Here is a 25,110-nt window from a genome sequence, read left to right on the forward strand (position 1 = left end):
TTCGCCGATTGGTCCGATACTGCCCGATTTGAGGGGATAAGTCGCGAGCTGAGGCGGCGATTGCCGTCCGCGGCAGGCGGGCCCGATCCTGAGATGGCCTTTCGCGACCGCTCAGCAGTGCCGCTGCGTCGCCCAGCTCTTCTGTGCAGAAAGTGCGGCCCCGTGCCTGTTGAGTTCCACGACCTCGCCCCCACGATCCTGCGCCAGCGACTGGTGGTCGAGGGCTATCCGAGCTTCGTCATCACCGACGACCACATCAAGGAGTACCTGAGCAAGCTCTCCGTGGTCACCGACATGATCACGCTGATCGAGCCGGTCACCCACTGCAGCGACCTCTACGGCTGGGCCGGCTGGATCCACTGGGAGACCTCCGGCGCCCACTTCTATTCGTGGGAGCGCCCGGTCCAGTTCTTCAGCGTCGACATCTACACCTGCAAGGCCTTCGACCCCGACCAGGTCGTCGCGTTCACCGAGGAGTTCTTCGGCGCCACGAAGATCGTCGCCAAGCCGTGCTGACTTCCTTCCGGTACGACCTGAGCCCCACCCGGACCGAGGCCGTGGTCACCGAGTTCCTCCGTTCGGTCCCGCCCCGCCGGTCCCGCTTCCTGACGGCCGTGGTCGGCTTCGACCACCCCCTGGCCGACGTGGCCCGCACGGTCGAGTGCACGGTCTTCGACGACGCCTTCGGCAACACCGGAGAGGTGATGACCGCCGAATACGGCCCGTACGAAGCTCGAAGCACCTTCTATCTGGTCATCGACCGCCGCACCGCGCGCCCGGCCGGGGCCGCCCGCAGCATCGCCGGCACTGGTGCCGAACTGAAGACGCTGGCCGACGCCCCCGCCCACATCGGCCGCTCCGTCGACGAGATCCTCGACGCGCACGACATGCGCGACGCGACCGTCTGGGACTACGCCACGGTCGCCGTGCTCCCCGCCTACCGCGGCACCCTGACCGTCAGCTCGATGCTCTACCGCACGTTCGCGCTGGCCTGCCTGCGATCCGGCGTCGACCACGCCGTCACCCTGCTCGACAAGCGCGCCCACCGCAACATGACCCTGATCGGCGTCCGCATGGAGCCGCTGGCCGGCTCCGCACCGTTCCCCTACCTCGGTTCGGCCGACACGCGAGCCCTCAACAGCCGCCCGCCCGACTATCTCCCCGACATCCGCCGCCAGGCCCGCAACCTGCTGCGCCCCGGCCACCACTACGCCGGCCAGATCCGCGCCCGGGGCCTGCGCGCCCTGCTGACCCGCCTGGTCGCCGCCCGAGTCGCCCACCAGATCGGCACCGGGCGCGGCCTCGACGAGAACATCATCTGGGCCCAGTAGATGATGCCGGCCACCGGCGTGGTAAATCCGGCGACGGCGGTCTTCGCCCCGGCGAGAATGGCCGGTGTGGACAAGGTCGAGATTGTTCTCGCTCATGAGGAGCGGGCGACCCTGCGGGTCGGGGACGTCTTCCTGAAGGTCGACCCGGATCAGGGGCGCATCGACGTCGAGGTCGAGGCGATGGCCCTGGCGCCGGTGCCGACTCCCGAGGTGTTGTGGCGCAAGCCGCCCGTGCTGGCGCTGGCCGCCGTCCGGGGGAAGGAGCTGGGCCGCATCGGCCGGCCGTCGACTGCTTCGCCGGCCGCGTGGGTCGCCGCGGGGGCCGCCGTCCGCCGGCTGCACGACGCGCCGCTGCCGCCGTGGCCGGGGCCCGGCCTGGAGCAGTACGCCGCGGAGCTGGAGGACGAGTGCGCGTGGCTGCTTGCCAACAACGTCCTGCCGGCCGCTGTCGTCGAGAGGAACCGGGAGGTGGCCGGGGCTGTGCTCCGGCCCTGGAAGCCGGTGTTCGTGCACGGCGATCTGCATGTCAGCCATGTGTTCGCCGAGGGTGACGAGATCACCGGCATCATCGACTGGTCCGAGGCGGCTCGGGGCGACGCCCTGCGCGATCTCGCCAGCCTGACACTCGGCCACGAGGAGCATCTCGGCGACGTGATCGCCGGCTACGGCGCCGGCATCGACATCGACGTGGTCCGCGGCTGGTGGTCGCTGCGCAGCCTGCTGGCGGGCCGTTGGCTGGTCGAGCACGGCTTCGACCCGGACTCGCCGGGTTGCGAGTTCGACGTGCTCCGGGCGGCGTCCGCCCGGACCTGACTGGCAGGCCGGGCGGACGCCGCTGCGGTTACTCGCCGGACGGGGCGGTGAGGGAGGCGCCCAGGCCGACCGGGGTGCCGAAGTCGGGCGTGCCGTCGGCGTTCCAGGTGAACTTCTGGGCTCTGGTCGAGCGGTTCAGGTCGCAGTTGCCGTTCGGGTTGGTCGTGGCGTGGTAGGCCATCCAATCCTTCGGTGCCATCGGGAGACGTGAAGCCGTTGTGGCCCGGCCGTAGACGCCGGCCCGCGTAGTTGGAAGATCGGCACCGACGACTCACCCACGAGGACGACGCTCACCCCGACAGTCAGGACGGGCTGGCGCCTAACCGCACGGCTTACTTCCAAATTGCATCGCCCGACCCCTTTTGGTCTATACACGCAGAGCAGTTGCCAGCATTCAATGCGAACATCTCGAACATTTGTTCGCACCAAGGCCTTGCCGAGGAAGCACTCGGACGCTCTCGACCGATTCGGGCTGTTCGACAGGAAGGCATGCTTTTGAACGTACCTTCCGGCACCTGACACAGCGGAAGCGACTACCCAGAAGTAGCACCTGCGGTGTAACTTCTAGCGCACAAGAAACCACTTGCCACACTGGACACCCGAGCGTACTCTCGAAATCTTCCCCATTCGGCGGAGGCGCGGTTCGCGAAGAACGACTCGCATGAGGTGCCAACTGCTCGATCCTGAAATTGGCGCAAGCCCGTTAACAGGCCGGCCGACGCACGAGAAAAACCGGCCTGGGCTCGTCAACCACTCAGGCTGAATAGTGAGCCTCAGACCCGGATTGGAGAGGAATATGGCTCCGGAATCACCCGGTAAAATTCCCTATCTATCAGCGTACGGAAACATCACAAGGGCGCTCGACAAGATTAAAACCGCTTCAGTACCCGACCGTTTCACGGTAGATTTTTTACAAACCAAGCTCGGACTTAGCGGCGGTGGCGCTCGACCAATCATTCCCTTCCTCAAACGTGCAGGTTTTTTGAGCCCGGACGGCTCGCCAACCGCCCGCTATCGCCAATTCAGGAACTCATCAGCGTCGGGTTCAGCGGCTGCAAACGCTATGAGGGAAGCATACTCGGCGCTCTACGAGCTCAATGAGTATGTTCACGACGCCTCGGACAACGAGGTCAAAGGGCTCATTGTTCAGCTGACAGGACTCGAACCGGAGTCGACGACACTAAAAGCCATGCACGCATCTTTCAAGGCTCTCAACGCATACGCCGACTTCGAGGCAGGCCCGCCCTCCGAGGCAGAAGAACAGAAGGCGAATGGCCGGTCGGTAGCCGACCCTGAGCCAAAGCCTCAAAGCCAGAACGAGCACTTCTCCGCGCCCCAACTAAGACTTGGATACACGATCAATCTGAATCTGCCGAATACCAGTGACGTCGCAGTTTTCAATGCAATATTCAAAAGCCTGCGTGATCACCTTCTGCCACAGGCCCGCAATGAATAGCCATGAAGCTTTTAAGGTCTTCGGGCTTACGACGCTGCTGATCGAACATGATCTCGACGAAGTCGAGGCGCTGTTGAATATCGACCTTGGTCGCGCTGGATCGGATAGGCTCAGACACGAAGCTCCAGCCGAGAACGATCAGGAATACTATCCTCAGATCGAACGCGACATTCGCGCCGAGGCTGCCGCCATGGCTCCTCACTACGAAACTTTCTACTCACTCGAGAAGACGATACGCGGCCTAGTCGCCCAAACACTCGAAGCCGAGGATGGGGAGCTCTGGTGGGCTAGCAGTCGGGTACCACCGAGGATCAAGGCAGAGTGCGAAAGCCGCCGAAAGCGAGAAATTGACACTGGAAATACTCCCAGGTCAGACGAAGAGCTAGACTTCGCGACGTTCGGTGAGCTAAGTGAAATCATCAAAGCAAACTGGGACATCTTCGGAAGCCTTTTTAAGAGCGCCAAGGCGGTCGAACGAGTAATGGCGAACCTAAATACTCTTCGCGGACCGATCGCCCACTGCACGCGTCTTGCAGAGGATGAGGTAGTTCGCCTTAGGCTTGCCGTCCGAGATTGGTTCCGCCTGATGGAGTAGATTACCATTTCTTGTCTTTACCATGAAGCCTTAAAGCTGTAACACGATTGGCTTAATCAATGTGATCATTGCGACGAAGTGAAGGTCCGTCTCGCTTGATCGTCGTGAGCAAGGCGTTATTTGTCGATAACGGGCTGCAGGAGCTACTGCCGTCGACGGACGGATAGCAGGCCCCCGTCCGGCACCGGATCGGTTGAACTGGAGCGGCCGGGCGTTCGTCCGGGATCGGCGCCGGCTGGATGTTGGCGGCGGGCCGGCTGCGCCATCCCGGCACGCGATGCCGGCAGGGCGTCGGCGATGCTGTGCGCATGGAGTACGTGTCCAGAGTGCCGCGACCGCCGCTGGACGGGCTGATCGACGACCTTTACTACCTGGCGGGCGCGCCGCCGTACCCCCGGCTGACCCTGCCGGCAAGTCCGGCGGCGTTGCTCATCGTCAATCTCGGCGCGCCGTTCCGCATCCGCGCCGGCGCCGACATCGAGACGGCCGAGTACGCCGACGGCTGCGTGGTTACCATGCCCACCCGCGCGTTGGAGTTCGGCTACCCACCTCGGACCCTGTCCGTCGGCGTGCACTTCAAGCCGTGGGGGCCGGCGCTGTTCGTACCGATGCCCGCGGCTGAGCTGCGTGACCGGCCGGTGACGCTGGAACAGGTCTGGGGCCGGCCCGCCGTCGCTGAGCTGCGGGACCGGCTGGCCACGGCGGACGGACCGCACGAGATGCTGACGCTGCTCGAGGACGAGCTGATGCGACGGCTGGGCGAGGCGGCCGGCCTGGGGCTGGTCCGCCATACGAGCAATGTCATCGCGGCGAGCAGCGGGGCGGTGGCGATCGGCGACCTGCGGGTGGCCGCCGGTGTCAGCAGCACTCATCTGGAACAGCAGTTCAAGGAGCTCATCGGCGTCACGCCGAAGCAGCTGGCCCGCAGCTACCGCTTCACCGCCACCGTGTTCGCGATCAACCCCGCCGGACCGATCGACTGGGGCGCCCTCGCCGGAGACGCGGGCTATTACGACCAGGCCCACTTCGGCCACGAGTTCCGGTCGTTCACCGGGCTCACACCGACCCGGTACGTCGAGGTCCGGCGGCGGTTCCTGCGCGAGCACCCCGGCCACGTGCTGGACAGCTGGCCGCTGCCGGCCGATTGATTTCTTACAAGACCGACCACTCAGGAAACGCTAACTTGGCGGCACCCCAAACCAGAGGAGAGCCCCGTGGGCAAGGTGGTCATGTACAGCTCGGTGTCGGTGGACGGCTTCGTCGCGGACGAGAACGACCAGCCCGGACCGCTGTTCGACTGGTTGTCCGGCGGTGACGTCCCGCTGGACGAGAGCGGCCAGGTGAAGGTGTCGCAGATCTCCTACGACTACATCCGGCCGTACTGGGACCAGATCGGCGTGACCATCTGCGGCCGCCACGTCTTCGACCTGACGGACGGCTGGGACGGGAAGCCGCCGGGCGGGATCGACCACGTGGTCGTCGTGACCCACCGGCCGGCGCCCGAGGGCTGGGACCTCGCGGCGCCGTTCCACTTCGTCGACGGCGTCGAGGCAGCCGTGGCCAAGGCGCAGGAGCTTGCCGGTGACCGCCTGGTCGAGGTCGCGGCCGGCGACGTCGGTGGCCAGGCGCTCGCCGCGGGCCTGGTCGACGAGGTGCGCATGGACGTCGTGCCCGTCGTTTTCGGGTCCGGCAAGCGTTACTTCGGGTCGGTCGACGCGCAGCACCTGTTGGCGGATCCGGACGTGGTGATCCAGGGCAACCGCGTGCTTCACCTGCGCTATCAGGTACGCCGTTGACCGACCCGCTCCGTACGGTCAGAGCCTCGCGATCACCGAGGCCGGGTTCTCGACGGCGTCGGCGACGCTGCGCATGAAGCCGGCCGCGGTGGCGCCGTCGGCCACACGATGGTCGAAGACGAAGCTCATCTGGGTGATCTTCCGGACGCACAGTTGGCCGTCGACGACCCAGGGGCGGTCGATGATGCGGCCGAAGCCGAGGATGGCCACCTGGGGGTGATTGATGATCGCGGCGCTGCCGTCGACGTTGAAGCGGCCGTAGTTGTTCAGGGTGAACGTGCCGGTGCCGGTCACCGTGCCGGTGCGGGCGGCCTCCGTGACGCGGCGGATCTGTTCGTCGAGGCCGGTCGTGGTCAGGGCGCCGGCGTCGGTGACGGCGGGGACCACCAGGCCGCGGGACCCCTGGACAGCCAGGCCGAGGTCGATGCGGTCGAACTCGACGATCTCCTGGCGCTCCGTGTCCACGCGGGAGTTGAAGACCGGGTACTCGCGCAGAGCGGCCACCACGAAGCGGGCGATGTAGGCGAGCAGTCCGGGGCCCGGACGAGTCGATTCGCGCAACTCCCACAGGCGGGTGGCGTCCACGTCGACCCAGACCGTGGCCTCCGGGATCTCGGCTCGGCTGCGGCTCAGCGCGGCCGACACCGCGCGCCGGAAGCCGGTCATCGGAATGCGGCGCTCACCGGGCGACGACGGCGCGGACGGCAACGACGGAGCGGGGACGGCGAGCGCTCGCACGACGTCGGTCCGGACGATCAGGCCGCCGGGGCCCGAGCCGTCGAGCGTGCGCAAGTCGACGCCGCCCTCGCGGGCAAGCTTGCGCACCAGCGGCGAGACGACCAGCGGGACCCGCGAGGCACGGACGGGAGCCGCGTGCGCCACTGCGGCACGGGGACGACGGCGACGCCCCGGCGCGGCGGCCGCGCCCGAGGTGCCGTAGCCGATCAGGACGTTGCCGGAACCCGCACGCTCCTCCTCGCGATAAGTCTCGGCCGAAGCGACCTCAGAAGCAGGCGACGCGACCGCCGGGGCCGGCGCCACCGTCAGCAGCGGCTTGCCGACCTCGAGGACGCCGCCCTCGGGCGCGTGCCTGGTGGCGACCGTTCCCGCGTACGGCGTCGGCACCTCGACCAGCGACTTGGCCGTCTCCACCTCGACCACCGGCTGGTCGACCTCCACCACGTCGCCCTCGGCCACGAGCCACCGCACCACCTCGGCCTCGGTCAGCCCCTCGCCCAGGTCGGGCAGCCGGAAGACCTGGTCGCTCACGAGTCCTCCCACTGCAGGTCGTCCACGGCGTCGAGCACCCGGTCGACGCCGGGCAGGTGCAGGTGCTCGTACTTCGGCGGCGGGTAGGGGATGTCGAAGCCGGTCACCCGGCGGATCGGCGCGGCGAGCGAGTGGAAGCAGCGCTCGGTCACCCGGGCCACGATCTCGGACGAGACGCTGGCGAAGCCCGCAGCCTCGGCCACCACCACTGCCCGGCCCGTGGAGCGGACCGCCGCGCACACCGTCTCGTCGTCGAACGGCACGATCGAGCGCAGGTCCACCACCTGCAGGCTGCGGCCCTCGCGGTCGGCCACCTCGGCCGCCTCGAGCGCGACGGGCACGCTGGGCCCGTACGCGATGAGCGTGGCGTCCGTGCCCTCCCGCCGCACCACCGCCCGGCCGATCGCCGGCGGCTGCGGGCCGAGTTCGACCTCCTCCTTGCTCCAGTAGAGCTTCTTCGGTTCGAGGAAGACGACCGGGTCGGGCGAGGCGATGGCCTCCCGCAGCAGCCCGTACGCGTCGGTCGCCGTCGACGGCGTCACCACGTGCAGGCCCGGCGTGTGGGCGTAGTAGGCCTCCGACGAGTCGCAGTGGTGCTCGACGCCGCCGATGCCCCCCGCGTACGGGATCCGGATGACCATCGGCAGCGCCACCTGGCCGCGGGTGCGGTTCCGCATCTTGGCCACGTGGCTGACGATCTGCTCGAACGCGGGGTAGGCGAACGCGTCGAACTGCATCTCGACCACCGGCCGCATCCCGTTCATGGCCATGCCGACCGCCACTCCCACGATGCCGGACTCGGCCAGGGGTGTGTCGAAGCAGCGGTCCTCGCCGAACTCGGCGGTCAGCCCGTCGGTGACGCGGAAGACGCCGCCCAGCGGCCCGACGTCCTCACCGAAGACGACGACGGACGGGTCGTCGGTCATCGCGTCACGCAGCGCCCGGTTCAGCGCCTGCGCCATGGAGAGCTTCTCGTGCCGGGTCATCGCGACGCCACCTCCCGGGAAAGTTCGTCGGCCAGCCGAGCCGCCTGCTCCTGCAGCTGCGTTGTCGGACGGTCGTACACGTGGGCGAAAAGCCGGGCCGGATCAGGCTCGACGTCACGGTTCAGGCCGTCCCGAAGGTGCTCCGCCACGCGTTCGGCACGAGCACGGAAGTCCGATTCGTCGATCTGAAGGTAGACCGACAGCCGCGTGATGGGGTCGCGACCGACCCATGCCTCGACATCGGCGGAAGCGCGATAACGCGTGGCGTCGTCGGCGTTCGTGTGCGCCTGCATGCGATAGGTGTGCGCCTCGACCAGCTGTGGTCCCCCGCCGGCCCGGGCCCGCGCCACCGCCTCGCCCAGCACCGACAGCAGCGCGGCCACGTCGTTGCCGTCGACCCGCTCGCCGGGAATGCCGTAGCCGACACCCTTGTGCGCCAGCGACGGCGCGGCGGTCTGCCGGGCCAGGGGCACGCTGATCGCGTACTCGTTGTTCTGAATGAGGAACACGACCGGGGCCCGGAGCACGGCGGCGAAGTTGAGCGCCTCGTGGAAGTCGCCCTCGCTGGTGCCGCCGTCGCCGCAGAGCGCCATCACGACGGTCGGCTCGCCACGCAGACGGGCGGCGTGGGCCACCCCGACGGCGTGCGGCAACTGGGTCGCCAGCGGGGTGGCGTGCGGGGCGACGCGGTGCTCGTACGGGTCCCAGCCGCAGTGCCAGTCGCCCTTGAGCAGGGTCAGCGCCTCGACCGGGTCGACCCCGCGCTCGACGGCGGCCACCGTGTCGCGGTAGGTCGGGAACAGCCAGTCGCCCTCGTCGAGCACCTGGGCGGCGGCGATCTGGCACGCCTCCTGCCCGTGCGACGACGGGTAGACCGCCAGCCGGCCCTGGCGGACCAGGGCGTACGCCTGATCGTTGAGCCTGCGCGCGGTGATCAGCGAGGCCAGCGCCCGGCGCAGGGCGGCGTCGTCGGGAAGGGCGCGACCGGCATCGGCGACGGGGTGGCCGTGCGCGTCGATGAGGGTCACCGGGGTGTCGGAGGGCAGAAGGTGGTCTGCGTCACCTGTCATGGGCCCATGCTCGTCGCGGTGCCATCTGGATTCCACTACTGGGTCGGAACCGAGAAGATGTACGTTCGGAGGGCCCAGGACGACGCCAATCGTCCAGGGAGCGCGACCTCGACAGCGGGAGGCTGAGACAAGTGGCCGGGCCGCTCGACGACATCGACCGCCAGATCCTGGCCGAGCTGACCCGCGACGGCCGGCTGTCGATGCGGACGCTCGCCGAGCGCCTGCACATCTCGCGGGCCAACGCCTACGCCCGGGTCGAGCGCCTCCGCACGACCGGTGTGATCAGGGGTTTCCGGGCCGACGTGGATCCGGTCGCGGCCGGCCTGGGCACCACGGCGTACGTGACGGTGAACCTCAATCAGGCCGAGTGGCGCGACGTTGCCGAGAGGCTGCGCTCGCTGCCCGGCGTCGTCCACATCGCGCTGGTCGGCGGCGAGTTCGACGTCATCATGCTGGTGCGGGCCGAGGACAACGCCGCCCTGGGCCGCCTGGTGCTCGACGCCATCCAGGGCATGCCGGGCGTGGTCAACACACGCACCCTGTTGGTATTCGAGGAGGCCGAGCCGGGGTGAGGTGAGGACGCCGAGCCGGGTGACAAGAGGAGGCCGAGCCCGGGGTGAACAATGGTCCGATGAGATCGATCGTGCGCGTGGTCATGGCCGGTGGACTACTGCTCGGCGCGGCGGCGTGCTCCCAGGACGCGCCGGCCGACGGGGCGAGAAAGACCGTGCCACCGTCGGCCGCCATCGCCGCCTCGACGCTGGTCCCGACCGAGGTGCAGGGCGGCTCCGGGCAGTCGATGCTGGCGCCACCGGGCTGGACGGTCAGCCTGTGGGCGCGGGTGCCCGGCGCGCGGCTGCTGGCCTTCGCCCCGGACGGCAAGCTGCTGGTGTCCCGCCCCGAGTCCGGCGATGTGGTGGCGCTCAGCGACGGCAGGCAGCAGACCCTGGTCGAAGGCCTCAACCAGCCGCACGGCCTGGCCTTCGACGGCGACACGCTCTACGTGGCCGAGAGCGACCAGGTCGACGCGTACGCCTACGCGAACGGCGCGGTCTCGGGCCGGCGGGTCGTCGTCGACGGGCTGCCCGACGACAAGAGCCCCGAGCTGGGTGGCAAGTACGCGCACGCGCTCAAGAGCGTGGCCGTCGGCCCGGACAAGTCGCTCTACATCTCGATCGGCTCGACCGGCAACATCTCGGCCGAGGACCGCGCGGCCAAGCCCGAGCGCGCGACCATCCTGCGGTTCGCGGACGGCCGGCTCGAGACGTTCGCGCGCGGCGTCCGCAACGGCACCGGGCTGGCGGTGGCGCCCGACGGCGGCGTCTGGACGGCCGTCAACAACCGCGACAACATCCCTTTCCCGTACGAGGGTGACGACCAGGGCAAGGTCGAGACCTCGTACGTCAACGACCACCCGCTCGAGCCGCTGGCCCGGCTCGAGAAGGGCCGCGACCTGGGCTGGCCGTACTGCAACCCCGACCCCGACCTGCAACCGGGCGACGAGGAGTCCCCGCTCAGCTACTCCGACCGGCCCTTCGTCCGCGACTTCGACACCAACCGCGACGGCTCGAAGCTCGACTGCGCCACGCTGCGACCGGTCGAGCAGGGCATGGGCGCGCACTCGGCGCCGCTGGGCCTCAGCTTCGCGGCCCAGCTGCCGGGCGTGTACGGGGCGGGCGCACTCGTCGGCGTCCACGGGTCCTGGAACCGCAAGCCGCCGCGTCCGCCGGAGGTGTCTTTCTTCGCCTGGCGGGACAACAAGCTCGGCCCCCAGCAGACTCTGCTGTCCGGCTTCCAGCGCGAGGACGGCTCGCGCTGGGGCCGGCCCGTCATGGCCGTTCAGGGCCCGGACAAGGCCATCTACGTGAGCGACGACTACGCGGGCGCCGTCTACCGGGTGTCCGCTTCCTGAGTCTGCCGCCGGTTCCGGCGGTAACGTCCCGTACGTGGCCTTCCTGCTCAGCCCGGGCCAACGGGTCGTCGCCGCCGGGCTGGCCGCGGCGCTCGCGGCCGGCTGGCCGTCCCGGTTGGGTCACGAGACCTGGTCGCCGCCGCCACCACCGACCGAGCTCTACGTCGAGCGCACCGGTCCGGCCGTCGAGCAACTCACGGCGTACGAGAAAGAGGGCCGGACAGCCGAGGCCGCGCTCATCCGGAAGATCGCCGACCGGCCGGTGGCAACGTGGTTCGCCGACAGCGACACGACCCGGGTCGGCCGCGTCATGGTGGCCGCCCGGGGTTTCATCCCCGTGCTCACGCTCTACTACATCCCGCACCGGGACTGCGCGAGTCACTCGGCCGGAGGCGCCGCGACCGGCGCCGCGTACTCGGCCTGGATCGACGCCGTCGCCGCCGCGCTGACCGGCCACCGCGCCATCGTGATCCTCGAGCCCGACGCGGCGGCCCAGTCCCTGCAGGGATGCCTCAGCACCACCCAGCGCGCCGAGCGCTACCGCCTGCTCACCCGGGCGATCACCACGCTGACCGCGAACCGCGGCCTGACCGTCTATCTCGACGGCGGCAATCCGGCCTGGATCGCCGACGCCGCCACGATGGCCAGAGCCCTGAGGAAGGCCGGTGTCGCGCGGGCCCGCGGTTTCGCCCTGAACGTGGCCAACTTCGAGACCACGTCCGCCAACATCCGTTACGGCGCCAGGCTTTCCCAGCGGCTCGGCGGGGCGCACTTCGTCATCGACACCAGCCGCAACGGCAACGGCCCGGCCCGCAAGTCCTCGGGCGACCGCCACTGGTGCAATCCCCCGGGCCGCGCCCTCGGCAACCCGCCCACCCTGAAGACCGGCCGCGACCTGGTCGACGCCTACCTCTGGATCAAACGCCCCGGCGAATCCGACGGCGCGTGCGGCCGCGGCGCCCCACCGGCCGGACGCTGGTGGCCGGCGTACGCCCGGGAACTGGCGTCGGGCGCCTGATCACAGCGTGATGGCCCGCCCGGCGGCGGCGAGGAAGAGCGCGCCCTCCACCACGACGTGGTTCTCCGGGATGCCGTACGCCGGCCACTCGCAGACAAACGTCACCGGCCCCGGCGGCGGTAGCGGCCAGACCCAGTAGCCCATGTCGTACCGCCGTCCGCCCCCGCCGCCGCCGTCCTGCATCGGCTCGGTCTCGTCCCGATCCGGCGGCGGGAACTGCTCGAAGAACCTCCCGCCCGCAGCCTGCCACCGCACCGCGCATGGCCGCGACCCCGGCCCGGCGGACCCCTCCGGCACCAAAGGCCCGAATTCTGCCTGTCATTACTTTATGTGACCGGTGAAGTTGATCACAAAGGATCAGGCGCCCGTGGAGCGGCCACTAATCTCCACGTTCAGTTACTTACCGCCAGGCAAATACGCAGTTCAGAAGCGCAAAAGCACGTTACGGCGATGACTCCTCGTGATGACGATCCGGTTACTTCGAATTCGATCGTCGTAACGTAAAGTCACCGCTGGTCGAGAGGACGAGGAAGCTTGTGATCCCCGCGCCCCGGTACGACTACCACGCCTACAGCGGACTGGCCGGCCCGGCCGCTCCCGCGCCGTCCACGCCGGGGCCGATCGGCCTGCGCCGCCTGGCCGGCCGCCGCCCGATCGGGAACGTGGCCATCACGCTGTTCGCGTTCGTCTTCGAGGCGACGTTCGTCGGGTGGCTGCTGTCCTCGGTGGCGGTGCCGGACCGGGCCCTGCACCCCGTGCTGCACTTCGCCACCTGGTTCATGATCGGCGCGACGCTCCTCATCGAGGTGTTCCGGCTGGTCAACGTGGTGACGCTCTGCCTGGCCACCATCTGGGCCCGCGACCCCGAGCCGCTCACGCCCGCCCCCGGGCTGCGGGTGGCCTTCCTGACCACGATCGTGCCCGGCAAGGAGCCGATCGCCATGGTCGAGCGCACCCTGCGCGCCGCCCTGAAGGTGCGCCACGAGGGCCCGTACGCCGTCTGGCTCCTCGACGAGGGCGACGACGCCGAGGTCAGGCAGATGTGCGAGCGGATCGGGGTCCGCCACTTCAGCCGGCACGGCATCGACAAGTTCAACACGCGCACCGGCGAGTTCAAGGCGCGGACCAAGCACGGCAACTACAACTCGTGGGTCGCCGAGCACGGCGACGACTACGACGTGTTCGTCTCGGTCGACCCCGATCACGTGCCGCTGCCCAATTTCTGCGAACGGCTGCTCGGCTACTTCCACGACCCGAGGGTCGCCTTCGTCGTCGGCCCGCAGATCTACGGCAACTACGACAACCTCGTCACCCGCTGGGCCGAGTCGCAGCAGTACCTCTTCCATTCGCTGCTGCAGCGGGCCGGCAACCGGTTCGGCGCGGCGATGCTGGTGGGCACGAACAACGCCGTCCGCATCTCGGCGCTGCGCGAGATCGGCGGCATCCAGGACTCGATCACCGAGGACATGGCGACCAGCCTCGCGCTGCACGCCGCCGGGTGGCGCTCGGTCTACACCCCCGACGTGCTGGCGGTCGGCGAGGGCCCGTCCACCTGGACCGACTACTTCAGCCAGCAGTACCGGTGGTCGCGCGGCACCGACGAGGTCGCCGTCACCTCGTTCTGGCGTACCGCGCGGCGGCTCGGCCCCAGCCGGTCCCTGTTCTACGGCCTGCTGATGTCGTACTACCCGCTGACCGCGATGGCGTGGCTGCTCGGTGCCGTCAACGCGGTCGGCTACCTGGTGCTCGGCGCCAAGGGCGTGCAGGTGCCGCAGCAGGTGTGGCTGATGCTCTATGTGGACGCGGCGCTCTTCCAATTCCTGCTGTACCTGTGGAACCGGCGGCACAACGTCAGCCCGCACGAGGTGGCCGGCTCGTCGGGCCTGGCCGGCATGCTGGTGTCCACGCTGTCGACGCCGGTCTACGTGTCCGCCTTTGTCTCGGCGGTGCTGCGGCGCCCGGCCCGTTTCGTGGTCACGCCGAAGGGTGAGGCGGCCACGGCTGACCGGCCCGCCACCTTCAAGCACGGCCTGCGGTGGGCCGCCTTCTACGCCGTCCTGCTGGTCGTCGCGCCCGGCATCGGGCACGTGGACGGCTGGATGTGGCTGTGGCCCGCCCTCAACCTCGTCATCTGCCTGACGCCCCCGGCCGTCGGGTTGCTCGCCGCCAAGAAGCGCACCCTGTCGATCGAAGAGCCCGTGGAGACGTACGCATGACCCCTCGACCTCGTCCGACCCCCGCCCGGCGCCTGGGCAGCGGCCTGGTCGCCCTGCTGGTGCTGACCGTGGTCGCGGTCGTCAACCGGCCGGTCGTCGCCTTCGGCTCGGAGGCGCTGCACACCTTCAGCATCAACCGGCAGTCGTACAAGGAGCAGTTCGGCCACTGGTCGCGCCTGCCCGTGCCGGCCGGCTTCCAGGTCAACGCGATCCACGCCGCCCTGCTCAGCACGGGCAAGGTGCTCATCATCGCGGGCAGCGGCAACAACCGCGAGAACTTCGAGGCGGGCACGTTCCGCACGGTTCTCTACGACCCCGCGGCCGACGCGTTCTCCGAGGTGCCCACGCCGACCGACGTGTTCTGTGCCGGGCACACGTTCCTGCCCAACGGCAACCTGCTGATCGCCGGCGGCACCAAGAGCTACGAGGTGCTCGAGGGCGACATCGCCAACGCGGCCGGCGTCATGAAGCTCAAGAACGAGTCGGCCACGACCGGCCCGCGCTTCTTCGCCAAGGGCACCCGGCTGACGTCCAGGAGCGGTTTCGAGTACGAGACCCGGGCCGACGTCACCGTGCCGGCCGCCACGCAGATGGTGCACGACGGCATCGGGATGCAGCACGCGGGCGAGGCCGAGGTCTGGGTCGACGCCGTGCTGCCGGGCAACGCGCCCGTCGTCGAGCAGCCCGGCCAGTACGCGATCGAAGGCCTCACCGGGGCCGACCGCAACAACCTGTACGGCGTCTCCGACAAGATCACGCGGGAGAAGCAGGAGTACGGCGGCGACGACACCTCGTACGAGTTCGACCCCGTCGCCGAGCGATACGTCCGCACCGGCGACATGGTGAAGAGCCGCTGGTACCCCACCCTGGCCGAGTTGCCCGACGGCGACGTGCTGGCCGTCTCCGGCCTCGACGAGTTCGGCCGCATCCTGCCCGGCGACAACGAGCGCTACGACCGCTCCGCGCGGCGCTGGGTCGACGCGCCCGAGCTGAAGCGCTACTTCCCCACCTACCCGGCGCTGCACCTGATGGCGGACGACAGGCTCTTCTACTCGGGGTCGAACTCCGGCTACGGCTCCGACACCGAAGGCCGTACGCCCGGGCTCTGGAACCTCGAGGACAACAGCTTCGAGGTCGTGCCCGGGCTGGCTCAGCCCCGGCTGACCGAGACCAGCTCGTCGGTGCTGCTGGCGCCCGCGCAGGAGCAGAAGGTGATGCTGTTCGGCGGGGGCGAGGTGGGCGAGTCCCCGGTCTCGACCACCCGCACGGCGATCGCCGACCTGGACACCAACAATCCGGTCTACCTGCCCGGCCCGGATCTGCCGCAGCCGGCCCGCTACCTGAGCACGGTGCTGCTCCCCGACGACACTGTCTTCACCACCGGCGGCAGCTCCGGCTACCGCGGCGGCCCGTACCGAGGCCGGCCCCGCAGCGACCTGTTCAATTCGCAGATCTACCGGCCCGAGGCCGACACGTTCGCCACCGCGGCCGAGTCGACGGTCGGCCGCAACTACCACTCCGAGGCGATCCTGCTGCCCGACGGCCGGGTGATCACCCTCGGCAGCGACCCCCTCTACGACGAGACCGGCAAGAACCCCGGCGCCTTCGAGAAGCGGATCGAGGTCTACAGCCCGCCCTACCTCTTCCGGGGAGAACGTCCGGTCATCACCGGCGGGCCGACTCGGATCGAGCGCGGAACCACGGTAACCTTCACGACCGGCAGCACCGACGTGACTCGCGCCCGACTGATGCGGCCCAGCGCGGTGACCCACGTCGTCGACGTCGACCAGCGCTCGGTGGCCGTCGGCATCGAACCGGTGGAGGGCGGATTGGCGATCAGCGTTCCCGGCGAGAAGGGCCTGCTGCCGTCCGGCTGGTACATGCTCTTCCTGGTCGACAGCGCCGGCGTGCCCTCGGAGGGCCGCTGGGTGCAGGTCGCCTAGTGGCCCGGCATCGTGCCTCCCGCCGGCGCAAGCTGCTGGCGCTGTCCGCGGCCGCGGTGGCCGGCGTGCTCACCGCGATCTGGCTGGCCCGGCCCGACAGCGGCCCCGCCGACTCCCCCGCCCCGGTGGCCGCCCCGCCACCGTCCCTGTACGTCGAGCCGTCGGGCCCGGCGATCGACCAGGTGCGGGCGTACGAGGCCGAGGGCCGCACGGCCGACGCCGCCCTCATCCGCCGGATAGCCGACCGCCCGGTTGCGGCCTGGTTCGCCGACCCCGACACGACCCGGGCCGGTCAGGTGGCCGCGGCCGCCACGGCCGCCGCCCAGATCCCGGTGCTGACGCTCTACTACATCCCCCACCGTGACTGCTCGGGCGGCCACTCAGCCGGCGGCGCCCCGTCCGCGGCCGCGTACACAGCCTGGGTCGCCGCTGTCGCCCAGGCCCTGACCGGCCATCGCGCCATCGTGATCCTCGAGCCGGACGCGGTCGCGCAGGCCGCCGAGGACTGCCTGACCCCCGCGCAGCGCGACGAGCGCTACCGCCTGCTCACCGAGGCCATCCGGACGCTGACCGACAACCCGCAGCTCAGCGTGTACCTCGACGGCGGCAACCCCACCTGGATCACCGACCCGGCCCGGATGGCCACCGCGCTGCGCCAGGCCGGCGTGGCCGGCGCCGACGGTTTCGCCCTCAACGTGGCCAACTTCGAGACCACCGCATCGAACGTCGCCTACGGCACCGAGGTGTCCGGCCACCTGCAGGACGCCCACTTCGTCATCGACACCAGCCGCAACGGCAACGGCCCGGCCCGCAGGTCGGCCGGCCAGACCCACTGGTGCAACCCGTCCGGCCGCGCCCTGGGCGACGCACCCACCCTCACCACCGGCCACCCCCGCGTGGACGCGTACCTCTGGATCAAACGCCCCGGCGAATCCGACGGCGCGTGCGGCGCCGACGCCCCGCCCGCGGGCCAGTGGTGGCCGAAGTACGCCCTGGAACTGGCCCGGGGCTGACTACGACGTCGTCACCAGGGAGATGGCGTAGCAGGACTCGTCGTCGACGGCGTTGGGCTCGGGATCGATGGTGATGCGGGTGGGGTGGCCGGGGGCGGGGTCGGTCTCCAGGTCGGCCACGCCGGCTCGGGTGCGGCGGGCCTCGTTCAGCTCGGTGACCAGCTGGGCCAGCGTCGGGATCGTGTCCGGCGTGCGCAGGACCCATCCCCGGTTCCGGGCTATACCTCAGGGCATAGGCCGATCTCCCGCTCGCGCCGGATCCGCGCGCCGCCGGCCGCTGACAGGATTTCCGGCATGATGAACAGTCTTTGGCTCCGCCGCCTGGTTCTCGGCCTGGCCTGCCTGCCGCTCGCCGCCATCAGCGTCCTGCACACGATGGGCCGGTCCGACGAGTTCGGGACGCTCGGCGAGTGGTACGTGATGGTTCCGCTGGCCGTGGCCGGCCTGCTGGCGTGGGCGCTGGTCGAGAAGGCCTGGAATCGGGTCGACGAGGCCTCGGCGGCCGTGACAGCATCGCCCGGTGCGACCGCTGCGGATCCTCAAGGGTGACGCGACCAGCCCGCAGGCCAAGGGGCCGAAGCTGATCGCGCACGTCTGCAACGACAGCGGCGGCTGGGGCAAGGGTTTCGTGCTGGCCGTCTCGCGCCGCTGGCCCGAGCCCGAGCGCGCCTACCGCCAGTGGCACCGTGGCCGGGCCGGCAACGACTTCGGGCTCGGCGCCACCCAGCTGGTGCCGGTGAGGCCCGACATCTGGGTGGCCAACATGGTGGGCCAGCGCGGCACCCGCACCGGCAGCAACGGCCCACCCATCCGGTACGACGCCGTCGAGCGCTGCCTGGCCACGCTGGCCGGGCACGCCGCCCGGCTGAACGCCTCGGTCCACATGCCGCGCATCGGCTGCGGCCTGGCCGGCGGCCGCTGGGAGCGCGTCGAACCGCTCATCGTCGCCGAGCTGTGCGCCCGCGGCCTCGACACCACGATCTACGACTACGACTGAGGCGCGGCCCTCGGCATGATCCGTCGCTCGCCGCTCTCGGCCATCGCGTGCAACACGCCACCGGCCAGCGGGATCAGGCGGGCCAGACCCGGTTGGCCGTTGCGGCGGGCCAGATCGGGGCCGAGCCGGTTCATCAGCCTGGTGAGCGCGGGCAACGGCCGGATGAACAGGGTGATCTCGGTGATCAGCCCGTCGTCGCCCAGCCGCAACCGCTGCGCCTCGTGCAGCCGGGTGCCCCCGACGTTCGCCTCGTAGAACAACGCGACCGTACGGCCCTCGGCCACCTGATCGGTGTAGGTGATGCCGTCGATCGCGGCCAGGGCCACCTCGAGCAGATCGCGCAGCTGCCGGTGACCGCGGAACACGAACTGGTCGGTGATCGGCGAGATCAGCGTGACGTCCGGACTGAGCGCGGCGATCGCAGCCGCCGCATCCCCGGCTTCCCCGGCGGACCGCCAAGCGGCGACAGCTTCATACGGCTGCGACATGACCCCGACTCTACGAAACGGCGTCGACCGGGCCGGACGTGTCGTCCGACACATCGCGGGCCGGCCGGGCGCTTCAGGACGGGCGGGTTCCGGCCCCACGTACAGGAAAGTGGTCGTTTTGCGAAGCCGGCGACGCGCGCGAAATGGTTTCCGAGGAGCAAACGATCGATCTGACGTTTTCGGTTGATCGATGGTCTGCTGGGTAGGGCCAGAAACGATCCTGAAACGCGAAAGAGGAGTACGCCGTGCCGGCGCAAACCCATGACATCGAGGACCTTCGGGTCAACAGCCGGATGTACGACGCTGTCATCGAGGAGATCGACGGCCGCCGGATCCGCATCGGCCAGGACTGGCTGGTGGACTGGGCGTCCTGCAATTATCTGGGCTTCGACCTCGACGAGGAGGTCATCGAGACGGTCGAGCCGCAGCTGCGCCGATGGGGCACGCACCCCAGCTGGTCGCGCATGCTCGGCAGCCCGCGACTCTATCCGCAGCTCGAGGAGCGCCTGAGCGACCTGCTCGGCGCCGAGGACGTGCTGCTGCTGCCGACCATCTCGCAGATCCACCTCGGGGTGATCCCGGCGCTGATCGGCAAGGGCACGGTCATCATGGAGAGCCGCGCCCACCGGACCATCTACGACGGGTGCGTGTTCGCCCGCGGCCAGGGCGCCACCATGAAGCGGTTCCGCAGCGGCGACCTGGACGAGCTCGAGCGCCTGCTCGGCGAGGCCACGGAACGCCCGGTCATGGTCTGCATGGACGGCGTCAACAGCATGACCGGCGACATCCCCGATCTGCAGAAGTACGCCAAGCTGTGCCGCGAGCACGACGCCCTGCTCTATGTCGACGACGCGCACGGCATGGGCGTCATCGGCGAGCGCAGCGCCGTCGAGACCTCCCCGTACGGCATGCGCGGCAACGCGATCGTCAAGCACGCCGGCGAGACGTACGACAACATCATCCTGGTCGGCGGCTTCTCCAAGGCGTACTCGTCGCTGCTGGCCTTCCTGGCCCTGCCGACCGCGGTGAAGAACCAGCTCAAGGTGGCCGCGCCGACCTACCTGTACTCCGGTCCGTCCCCCGTGGCCTCGCTGGCGACCGTCATGGCCGGCCTCGACGTGAACGAGAAGCGCGGCGACGAACTGCGCGGCCATCTCTACCGCCTGACCGCGAAACTGCTGTCCCACGTACGGGGAATGAACGTCCACACCTTGAACGTGCACGACACCCCGGTCGTCGAGATCCCCATCTCGCCCGACCACGACCTCATCGCCGTCTCGGAACGCTTGTGGGACGCCGGCCAGTACGTCACGCTCGCCCCCTACCCCGGCGTCCCGCGCGACGAGATCGGCTTCCGCGTCCAGCTCACCGCCGCCCACACCGAGGCCCAGGTCGACGACCTGAACGCCGTCCTGACCGGCCTGGCCCGGGACGGTGCCCTGCGCCCGGCACTCCCCCACCAGCGCCGCCCCATCGCCTGAGCCCCGCGGCCCCGGGCCCCCATGGCAAGATCTGGCGGGTGCAGATCGGGGTGCTCGGGCCGTTCGAGGTTCGCACGGACGACGGCGGGCTCGCCGACGTGCCGGGCGCGAGGCTGCGTGCGCTGCTCGTGGCGCTCGCGCTGGAGCCGGGGCGGGTGGTCTCCAAGGCGACGCTGGTCGACTGGATCTGGGGTGAGCAGCCGCCCGCCGATGCCGCCAACGCGTTGCAACGGCTGGTCTCGCGGCTGCGCAAGGCGTTGCCGGACGGGGTGGTCGAGGGGCATCCGGCCGGCTACCGGCTGGTGGTGGCGCCCGAGGCGGTCGACGCCGTGCGGTTCGAGCGGCTGGTGGCCGAGGGGCAGGCGCGGGAAGCCTTGGCGCTGTGGCGCGGTCCGGTGCTCCACGACGTCGGGTTGACCGGCAGCGCGGCGTTCGACTCGGCCGTCGCCCGGTTCGAGGAGCTGCGGCTCACCGCCCTCGAGGACGGCGGCGTGGAGCTGATTCCCGAGCTGACCGACCTCGTGGCCACGCATCCGTTGCGCGAGCGGCTGGCCGGGGCGCTGATGCGGGCGCTGGCGGCGGCGGGGCGCGGCAGTGAGGCTCTGCAGGTCTATCAGCGTACGAGGGAAGCCCTGGCCGACGAACTCGGCGCCGACCCCTCGCCGGAGCTGTCGAAGCTGCACGTCGCTCTGTTGCGGGGTGAGGGCCGGCGGCGGGAACCGGAACGGAAGACCAATCTGCGGGCCGAGCTGACCTCGTACGTCGGCAAGGACGAGGACGTCGCGGCGGTCCGCGCGCTCGTGGCTGCGCATCGCCTGACCACCCTGATCGGGCCGGGCGGCACGGGCAAGACGCGGCTGGCCGGCGAGACGGGCCGCGCCCTGGTCGACGAGCTGCCGGACGGGGTTTGGCTGGTCGAGCTGGCCCCGCTCGGCGCCGACGGGGACGTGGCCCAGGCGACGATCGCGGGACTCGGGCTGCGCGACGCCATGCTCGGCGGTTCGACGGCGGCCGACCTGACGGAACGGCTCATCACCGCCGTCCGCGACCGGGAGGCGCTGCTGATCCTGGACAACTGCGAGCATGTGATCGAGTCGGCTGCGACGTTCGCCCACCGGGTGCTCGGTGAGTGCCGGGGGCTGCGGATCCTGGCCACCAGCCGGGAACCGCTGGGTATCACCGGCGAGGCGCTGTGGACGGTCGAGCCGCTGGCCTCGGTCCCGGCGATCGAGCTGCTGCGCGACCGGGCGAGCGCCGTACGGAAGGACTTCGTCGACGACGAGGCCACCATGGCCCGCGTCTGCCAGGCGCTCGACGGCATGCCGCTGGCCATCGAGCTGGCCGCGGCCCGGCTGCGCACGATGACACTCGACCAGCTCGCACACGGGCTCGACGACCGGTTCCGCCTGCTCACCGGGGGCAGCCGCACAGCGCTGCCGCACCACCGGACGCTGCGGGCGGTCGTCGACTGGAGCTGGGAGCTGCTCACCGACGCGGAACGCCGGGTGCTGCGCCGGCTGTCGGTCTTCGCCGGGGGCGCCACCCTGGAGGCGGCCGAGCGCGTGTGCGCCGACCCGGACGTGTTCGATCTGCTCACGTCCCTGACCGAGAAGTCGTTGCTGGTGACCACCGGCGACCGCGCGCCTCGCTACCGGATGCTCGGCACGATCTACGAGTACGCCGTGCAGCGGCTCGCCGAGGCGGGCGAGACCGAGACGGCACGGCAGGCTCATCTCGCCTGGTTCACCGAGCTCGCCGAGACCGCCGATCCCCACCTGCGCCGGGCCGGGCAGCTGGAGTGGCTGGCGACGCTGGCGGTCGAGCACGACAACCTCACCGCCGCCATGCGGGGCGCGGTCACGGCCGGCGAGGCGCAGGCGGCGATGCGGCTCGCGGCCGGCGCCGGCTGGTACTGGTGGCTGGCCGGGCACAAGGCCGAGGGCCTCGAGCTGCTCACCGCGGCCACGGAAACGCCCGGCGCGGTGACCGACGACGTCCGGGCCATCGCGTACGCGCTGGCCGTGCACTTCGTCAGCTCGGGCCGCAGCGTCGAGCCCCGGCTGTCCGAGTGGATCCACCGGGCGTACGAGACAAGCCTGCGCAGCGGGTCGAGCGACCCGCGGCTGGGCATCGTGGCCGCGCTGGAGCGGATGGAACGGGCGCCGGACGACCTGCTCGCCGCGTGGGAACCGCTGTTGGACGACCCCGATCCGTGGGTGCGGGCGCTCGCCCGGCTGCACCTCGGCAAGTCGCGCATCATTCTCGGGCACACCGGCCGGGTCGCCGACGACTACCTCGAGGCGGCGCTCGCCGAATTCCGCGCGCTGGGCGAGCGGTTCGGCATCTGGTTCGCCCTGACCGAACTGTCGGAGCGGCTCGCCGTACGCGGAGACCTGACCGGCGCGTGCCGGCTGGTGGAGGAGGCCATCGGGGCCGTCACCGAGCTCGGGTCGATCGAGGACGTCATCCGCATGCGCGGACGGCAGGCCCAGCTGTGGTGGTTGCTCGGCGACGAGGTAGCGAGCGCGTCCGCGCTGGCCGACGCCGAGCGCCACGCGGAACGGGTGAACTGGCAGGACTCGCTGGGCGAGCTGGCCCTCTCGAAGGCGGAACTGGCCCGCTGGCGCGGCGACGCAGCCGCGGCGCGGGAACACCTGGGCGCCGCGATGGCCATGCTGGGCGCGAACGCGCAGGCGGTGGCCGACGACCAGCTCGCCTACCTGGCCGAGGATCTGGACGAGGCGCGGACGCACCGGGAGGCGTCCTTCCGGGCGATGGCCGCGGCCGGCTACGCGCCGATGGTCGCGCACGTCCTCGTCGGTGTCGCCGACCTGGCCCTGCGGCAGGACGATGCGGCGCAGGCCGCGCGTCTGCTCGCGGCGAGTTCCGGCGTACGCGGTCTGGAGGATCGCTCCCACCCGGACGTGGCCCGGATCGAGCGGGCAGCGCGCAGCCGCCTCGGCGACAAGGGGTTCGCCGAGGCGGCTGCGGAGGGCCGGCTGACCGACTGGCGTCAGCTGGCCGAGGTCACGCTCGCTTCTTGAACGTGGCAGTCGACCACAGGTAGCCGACCAGGGCGATGCCGACGCACCAGGCGACGGCGGCGATGGCTGTGCCCGCCGACGGCGTGCCGTTCAGCAGGCCGCGCATCGTCTCGATGATCGGGGTGAACGGCTGGTACTCCGCGAACTGCTTGATGCCCGGGCCCATCTTGTCGGCCGGCACGATGGCGCTGCTGAAGAACGGCAGCATGATCAGCGGCACGGTGGCGATGCCCGCCCCCTCCACCGACTTGGCCGCCAGCCCGAGGGCGACCGTGAGCCAGGCGGCGGCGAAGCTGGTCAGCAGCACCAGACCGAGCACCCCGAGCCAGTCGAGGAACCCGCCGGCCGAGCGGAAACCCAGTGCGAACGCCACTCCGACGATCGCCGCGACGGCGATCAGGTTGGTGGCGACGGTGGTGCTCACGTGCCCGGACAGCACCGCGCCACGCGAGACGTCCATCGCCTTGAACCGGTTGATGATTCCCTTGGTCATGTCGGACGCGACGGCCGTCGACGTGCCGGACAGCCCGTAACAGATGGCCAGCAGCATGAGCCCCGGCGTCGCATAGTCCACATAGTCCTCACCGACGTTGAACGCGTCGCCCAGCACGTACACGAACATCAGCATGATGACGACCGGGAACAGGACGGCGTTGAAAACGGTCGTGGGATTGCGCACCACGTGCTTGACGTTGCGTCGCAGCATGATCACCGAGTCGGTCATTTGGTCACTACCTCCGCGTTCGGACGTCCGGTCAGGGCAAGGAACACGTCGTCGAGGTCCGGCGTGTGCACGGAGAAGTCCTCGGCGTGCAGGGCGTTGTCGTGCAACTGATTGAGCAGGATCCGCACCGGCTCCGTGCCGCCGTCGCCGGGCACCCGCAGGGTGAGGGCCTCGTCGTCCCGCGTCGAGCCGGCGAACAGCCGGGCCGCCGCCTCCAGGTCGCCCGGGCCGGCGAACCGCAACCGGACGTGGCTGCCCGGCGCCTGGCGCTTCAGCTCGTCCGGCGTGCCCTGGGCCACGATGCGGCCCTGGTCGAGCACGGCGACCCGGTCGGCCAGCTGGTCCGCCTCCTCCAGGTACTGGGTGGTGAGGAAGATGGTGACGCCCTCGGCCAGCAGCTCCCGGATGATGTCCCACATCGTGCGCCGGCTGCGCGGGTCCAGCCCGGTCGTCGGCTCGTCCAGGAAGATGATGCTCGGGTCGCCGACCAGCGTCATGGCCAGGTCCAGCTTGCGGCGCATCCCTCCCGAGTAGCTGTTGACCAGCTTGGGTCCCGCCTCCACCAGGTCGAAGCGTTCGAGCAGCCGGCCGATGACCTGCCTGCCGTCGGCCACCCGGTGCAGGTCGGCCATGAGCTGCAGGTTCTCCTGCCCGGTGAGCAGCTCGTCCACCGCGGCGAACTGCCCGGTGACCCCGATGGTCGCCCGCACCGCCTTGGTCTCGGCGGCCACGTCGTGCCCGGCCACCCGAACCGAACCGCCGTCCGCCGCCATCAAAGTGGCCAGCACGTTCACGGTTGTCGTCTTGCCGGCCCCGTTCGGCCCGAGCAGCGAGAAGACCGTGCCCGCCTCCACCACCAGATCGATGCCGTCGAGAACCACCTTGTCCCCGAAGGCCTTGCGCAGTCCCGAAACCTCAATGGCTGAACTCATGCGTCAGACGATCGCGGCCCGCCCTG

General features: G+C 70.1%; 26 protein-coding genes. 17 read left to right on the forward strand and 9 right to left on the reverse strand.

Features of this window, described 5'->3' with window-relative positions; genetic code table 11:
* The first annotated feature begins 162 nt into the window (after window positions 1-162).
* The 3 genes from KXC43_RS01875 to KXC43_RS01885 are packed head-to-tail and all read left to right on the forward strand — an operon-like array spanning window position 163 to window position 2,144.
* Window positions 163-516, forward strand: a complete 354-nt coding sequence (locus KXC43_RS01875; protein WP_308128926.1) for an S-adenosylmethionine decarboxylase — start codon at window positions 163-165, stop codon at window positions 514-516.
* Complete coding sequence (locus tag KXC43_RS01880) at window positions 510-1,331, forward strand: hypothetical protein (RefSeq protein ID WP_221374091.1); 822 nt, start codon at window positions 510-512, stop codon at window positions 1,329-1,331. Before KXC43_RS01875 ends, KXC43_RS01880 begins: the two co-directional genes overlap by 7 nt.
* Window positions 1,332-1,388: 57 nt before the next feature.
* Complete coding sequence (locus KXC43_RS01885) at window positions 1,389-2,144, forward strand: aminoglycoside phosphotransferase family protein (protein WP_221374718.1); 756 nt, start codon at window positions 1,389-1,391, stop codon at window positions 2,142-2,144.
* Window positions 2,145-2,172: 28 nt separating this feature from the next.
* On the opposite strand, the gene KXC43_RS01890 is transcribed toward KXC43_RS01885, so the two are convergent.
* Window positions 2,173-2,343, reverse strand: a complete 171-nt coding sequence (locus KXC43_RS01890) for a family 43 glycosylhydrolase (protein WP_255643307.1) — start codon at window positions 2,341-2,343, stop codon at window positions 2,173-2,175.
* A gap of 597 nt (window positions 2,344-2,940) precedes the next feature.
* On the opposite strand from KXC43_RS01890, the gene KXC43_RS01895 reads away from it, so the two are divergent.
* The 4 genes from KXC43_RS01895 to KXC43_RS01910 all read left to right on the forward strand — a co-directional run bounded on the left by KXC43_RS01895 (window position 2,941) and on the right by KXC43_RS01910 (window position 5,991).
* On the forward strand, window positions 2,941-3,600 hold the full coding sequence (locus tag KXC43_RS01895; protein WP_221374092.1) for a DUF5343 domain-containing protein: 660 nt from the start codon (window positions 2,941-2,943) through the stop codon (window positions 3,598-3,600).
* Complete coding sequence (locus KXC43_RS01900) at window positions 3,593-4,195, forward strand: Swt1 family HEPN domain-containing protein (RefSeq protein ID WP_221374093.1); 603 nt, start codon at window positions 3,593-3,595, stop codon at window positions 4,193-4,195. Before KXC43_RS01895 ends, KXC43_RS01900 begins: the two co-directional genes overlap by 8 nt.
* A gap of 308 nt (window positions 4,196-4,503) precedes the next feature.
* A complete protein-coding gene (locus tag KXC43_RS01905; RefSeq protein ID WP_255643308.1) occupies window positions 4,504-5,343 on the forward strand; it encodes a helix-turn-helix domain-containing protein in 840 nt (279 codons plus the stop codon).
* A 66-nt stretch (window positions 5,344-5,409) separates the two neighbouring features.
* Window positions 5,410-5,991: a dihydrofolate reductase family protein gene (locus KXC43_RS01910; protein ID WP_221374095.1), complete on the forward strand. Its 582-nt coding sequence runs from the start codon at window positions 5,410-5,412 to the stop codon at window positions 5,989-5,991.
* Window positions 5,992-6,009: 18 nt separating this feature from the next.
* Here the strand turns inward: KXC43_RS01910 and KXC43_RS01915 are convergent, their stop codons facing one another.
* Genes KXC43_RS01915 through KXC43_RS01925 form a run of 3 tightly spaced genes read right to left on the reverse strand, consistent with a single transcriptional unit; the run spans window position 6,010 to window position 9,394 of the window.
* A complete protein-coding gene (locus KXC43_RS01915) occupies window positions 6,010-7,260 on the reverse strand; it encodes a dihydrolipoamide acetyltransferase family protein (RefSeq protein ID WP_221374096.1) in 1,251 nt (416 codons plus the stop codon).
* Entirely contained in the window at window positions 7,257-8,246 is a 990-nt protein-coding gene (locus KXC43_RS01920) for an alpha-ketoacid dehydrogenase subunit beta (protein WP_221374097.1), read from the reverse strand. Before KXC43_RS01920 ends, KXC43_RS01915 begins: the two co-directional genes overlap by 4 nt.
* Window positions 8,243-9,394, reverse strand: a complete 1,152-nt coding sequence (locus KXC43_RS01925; protein ID WP_438870852.1) for a thiamine pyrophosphate-dependent enzyme — start codon at window positions 9,392-9,394, stop codon at window positions 8,243-8,245. The genes KXC43_RS01920 and KXC43_RS01925 overlap by 4 nt, the downstream gene beginning before the upstream one ends.
* Before the next feature lie 53 nt (window positions 9,395-9,447).
* On the opposite strand from KXC43_RS01925, the gene KXC43_RS01930 reads away from it, so the two are divergent.
* From KXC43_RS01930 to KXC43_RS01940, 3 genes are read left to right on the forward strand one after another with little or no spacing between them, the layout of a single operon-like run.
* A complete protein-coding gene (locus KXC43_RS01930) occupies window positions 9,448-9,888 on the forward strand; it encodes an Lrp/AsnC family transcriptional regulator (RefSeq protein WP_221374099.1) in 441 nt (146 codons plus the stop codon).
* 59 nt (window positions 9,889-9,947) lie between these two features.
* Entirely contained in the window at window positions 9,948-11,228 is a 1,281-nt protein-coding gene (locus KXC43_RS01935; protein ID WP_221374100.1) for a PQQ-dependent sugar dehydrogenase, read from the forward strand.
* 34 nt (window positions 11,229-11,262) lie between these two features.
* Window positions 11,263-12,246 carry a glycoside hydrolase family 6 protein gene (locus tag KXC43_RS01940; RefSeq protein WP_221374101.1) on the forward strand — a complete coding sequence of 328 codons (984 nt, stop codon included), beginning with the start codon at window positions 11,263-11,265 and terminating at the stop codon, window positions 12,244-12,246.
* Here KXC43_RS01940 and KXC43_RS01945 read toward each other — a convergent pair whose 3' ends face one another.
* Entirely contained in the window at window positions 12,247-12,501 is a 255-nt protein-coding gene (locus KXC43_RS01945) for a hypothetical protein (RefSeq protein WP_221374102.1), read from the reverse strand.
* Window positions 12,502-12,782: 281 nt separating this feature from the next.
* On the opposite strand from KXC43_RS01945, the gene KXC43_RS01950 reads away from it, so the two are divergent.
* Genes KXC43_RS01950 through KXC43_RS01960 form a run of 3 tightly spaced genes read left to right on the forward strand, consistent with a single transcriptional unit; the run spans window position 12,783 to window position 17,418 of the window.
* On the forward strand, window positions 12,783-14,462 hold the full coding sequence (locus tag KXC43_RS01950) for a glycosyltransferase family 2 protein (RefSeq protein WP_308128927.1): 1,680 nt from the start codon (window positions 12,783-12,785) through the stop codon (window positions 14,460-14,462).
* The gene (glxA, locus tag KXC43_RS01955; protein WP_221374103.1) at window positions 14,459-16,405 is read left to right on the forward strand and encodes a radical copper oxidase GlxA; all 1,947 of its coding nucleotides are present in this window, start codon (window positions 14,459-14,461) and stop codon (window positions 16,403-16,405) included. The genes KXC43_RS01950 and glxA overlap by 4 nt, the downstream gene beginning before the upstream one ends.
* Window positions 16,405-17,418 carry a glycoside hydrolase family 6 protein gene (locus KXC43_RS01960; protein WP_221374104.1) on the forward strand — a complete coding sequence of 338 codons (1,014 nt, stop codon included), beginning with the start codon at window positions 16,405-16,407 and terminating at the stop codon, window positions 17,416-17,418. Before glxA ends, KXC43_RS01960 begins: the two co-directional genes overlap by 1 nt.
* Here KXC43_RS01960 and KXC43_RS01965 read toward each other — a convergent pair whose 3' ends face one another.
* Window positions 17,419-17,640, reverse strand: coding sequence for a DUF6174 domain-containing protein (locus KXC43_RS01965; RefSeq protein ID WP_221374720.1), 222 nt, complete (start codon window positions 17,638-17,640; stop codon window positions 17,419-17,421).
* A 72-nt stretch (window positions 17,641-17,712) separates the two neighbouring features.
* Between KXC43_RS01965 and KXC43_RS01970 the strand changes: the two genes are divergently transcribed.
* Both KXC43_RS01970 and KXC43_RS01975 read left to right on the forward strand, forming a co-directional pair.
* Window positions 17,713-17,967: a hypothetical protein gene (locus tag KXC43_RS01970; RefSeq protein ID WP_221374105.1), complete on the forward strand. Its 255-nt coding sequence runs from the start codon at window positions 17,713-17,715 to the stop codon at window positions 17,965-17,967.
* Window positions 17,939-18,415, forward strand: a complete 477-nt coding sequence (locus tag KXC43_RS01975; protein WP_221374106.1) for a macro domain-containing protein — start codon at window positions 17,939-17,941, stop codon at window positions 18,413-18,415. Before KXC43_RS01970 ends, KXC43_RS01975 begins: the two co-directional genes overlap by 29 nt.
* Here KXC43_RS01975 and KXC43_RS01980 read toward each other — a convergent pair.
* A complete protein-coding gene (locus KXC43_RS01980; RefSeq protein WP_221374107.1) occupies window positions 18,406-18,903 on the reverse strand; it encodes a nuclear transport factor 2 family protein in 498 nt (165 codons plus the stop codon). The genes KXC43_RS01975 and KXC43_RS01980 overlap by 10 nt on opposite strands.
* 245 nt (window positions 18,904-19,148) lie before the next feature.
* Between KXC43_RS01980 and KXC43_RS01985 the strand changes: the two genes are divergently transcribed.
* Window positions 19,149-20,384 carry an aminotransferase class I/II-fold pyridoxal phosphate-dependent enzyme gene (locus KXC43_RS01985; RefSeq protein ID WP_308128928.1) on the forward strand — a complete coding sequence of 412 codons (1,236 nt, stop codon included), beginning with the start codon at window positions 19,149-19,151 and terminating at the stop codon, window positions 20,382-20,384.
* A gap of 38 nt (window positions 20,385-20,422) precedes the next feature.
* Window positions 20,423-23,428: an ATP-binding protein gene (locus KXC43_RS01990; protein ID WP_221374108.1), complete on the forward strand. Its 3,006-nt coding sequence runs from the start codon at window positions 20,423-20,425 to the stop codon at window positions 23,426-23,428.
* Here the strand turns inward: KXC43_RS01990 and KXC43_RS01995 are convergent.
* Entirely contained in the window at window positions 23,412-24,152 is a 741-nt protein-coding gene (locus tag KXC43_RS01995; protein ID WP_221374109.1) for an ABC transporter permease, read from the reverse strand. The two genes, KXC43_RS01990 and KXC43_RS01995, sit on opposite strands and share 17 nt — an antisense overlap.
* Window positions 24,149-25,084 carry an ATP-binding cassette domain-containing protein gene (locus tag KXC43_RS02000; protein WP_221374110.1) on the reverse strand — a complete coding sequence of 312 codons (936 nt, stop codon included), beginning with the start codon at window positions 25,082-25,084 and terminating at the stop codon, window positions 24,149-24,151. The genes KXC43_RS01995 and KXC43_RS02000 overlap by 4 nt, the downstream gene beginning before the upstream one ends.
* Window positions 25,085-25,110 lie beyond the last annotated feature (26 nt).

The sequence above is a fragment of the Paractinoplanes polyasparticus genome (assembly GCF_019710575.1).
Taxonomy (GTDB): domain Bacteria; phylum Actinomycetota; class Actinomycetes; order Mycobacteriales; family Micromonosporaceae; genus Actinoplanes; species Actinoplanes polyasparticus.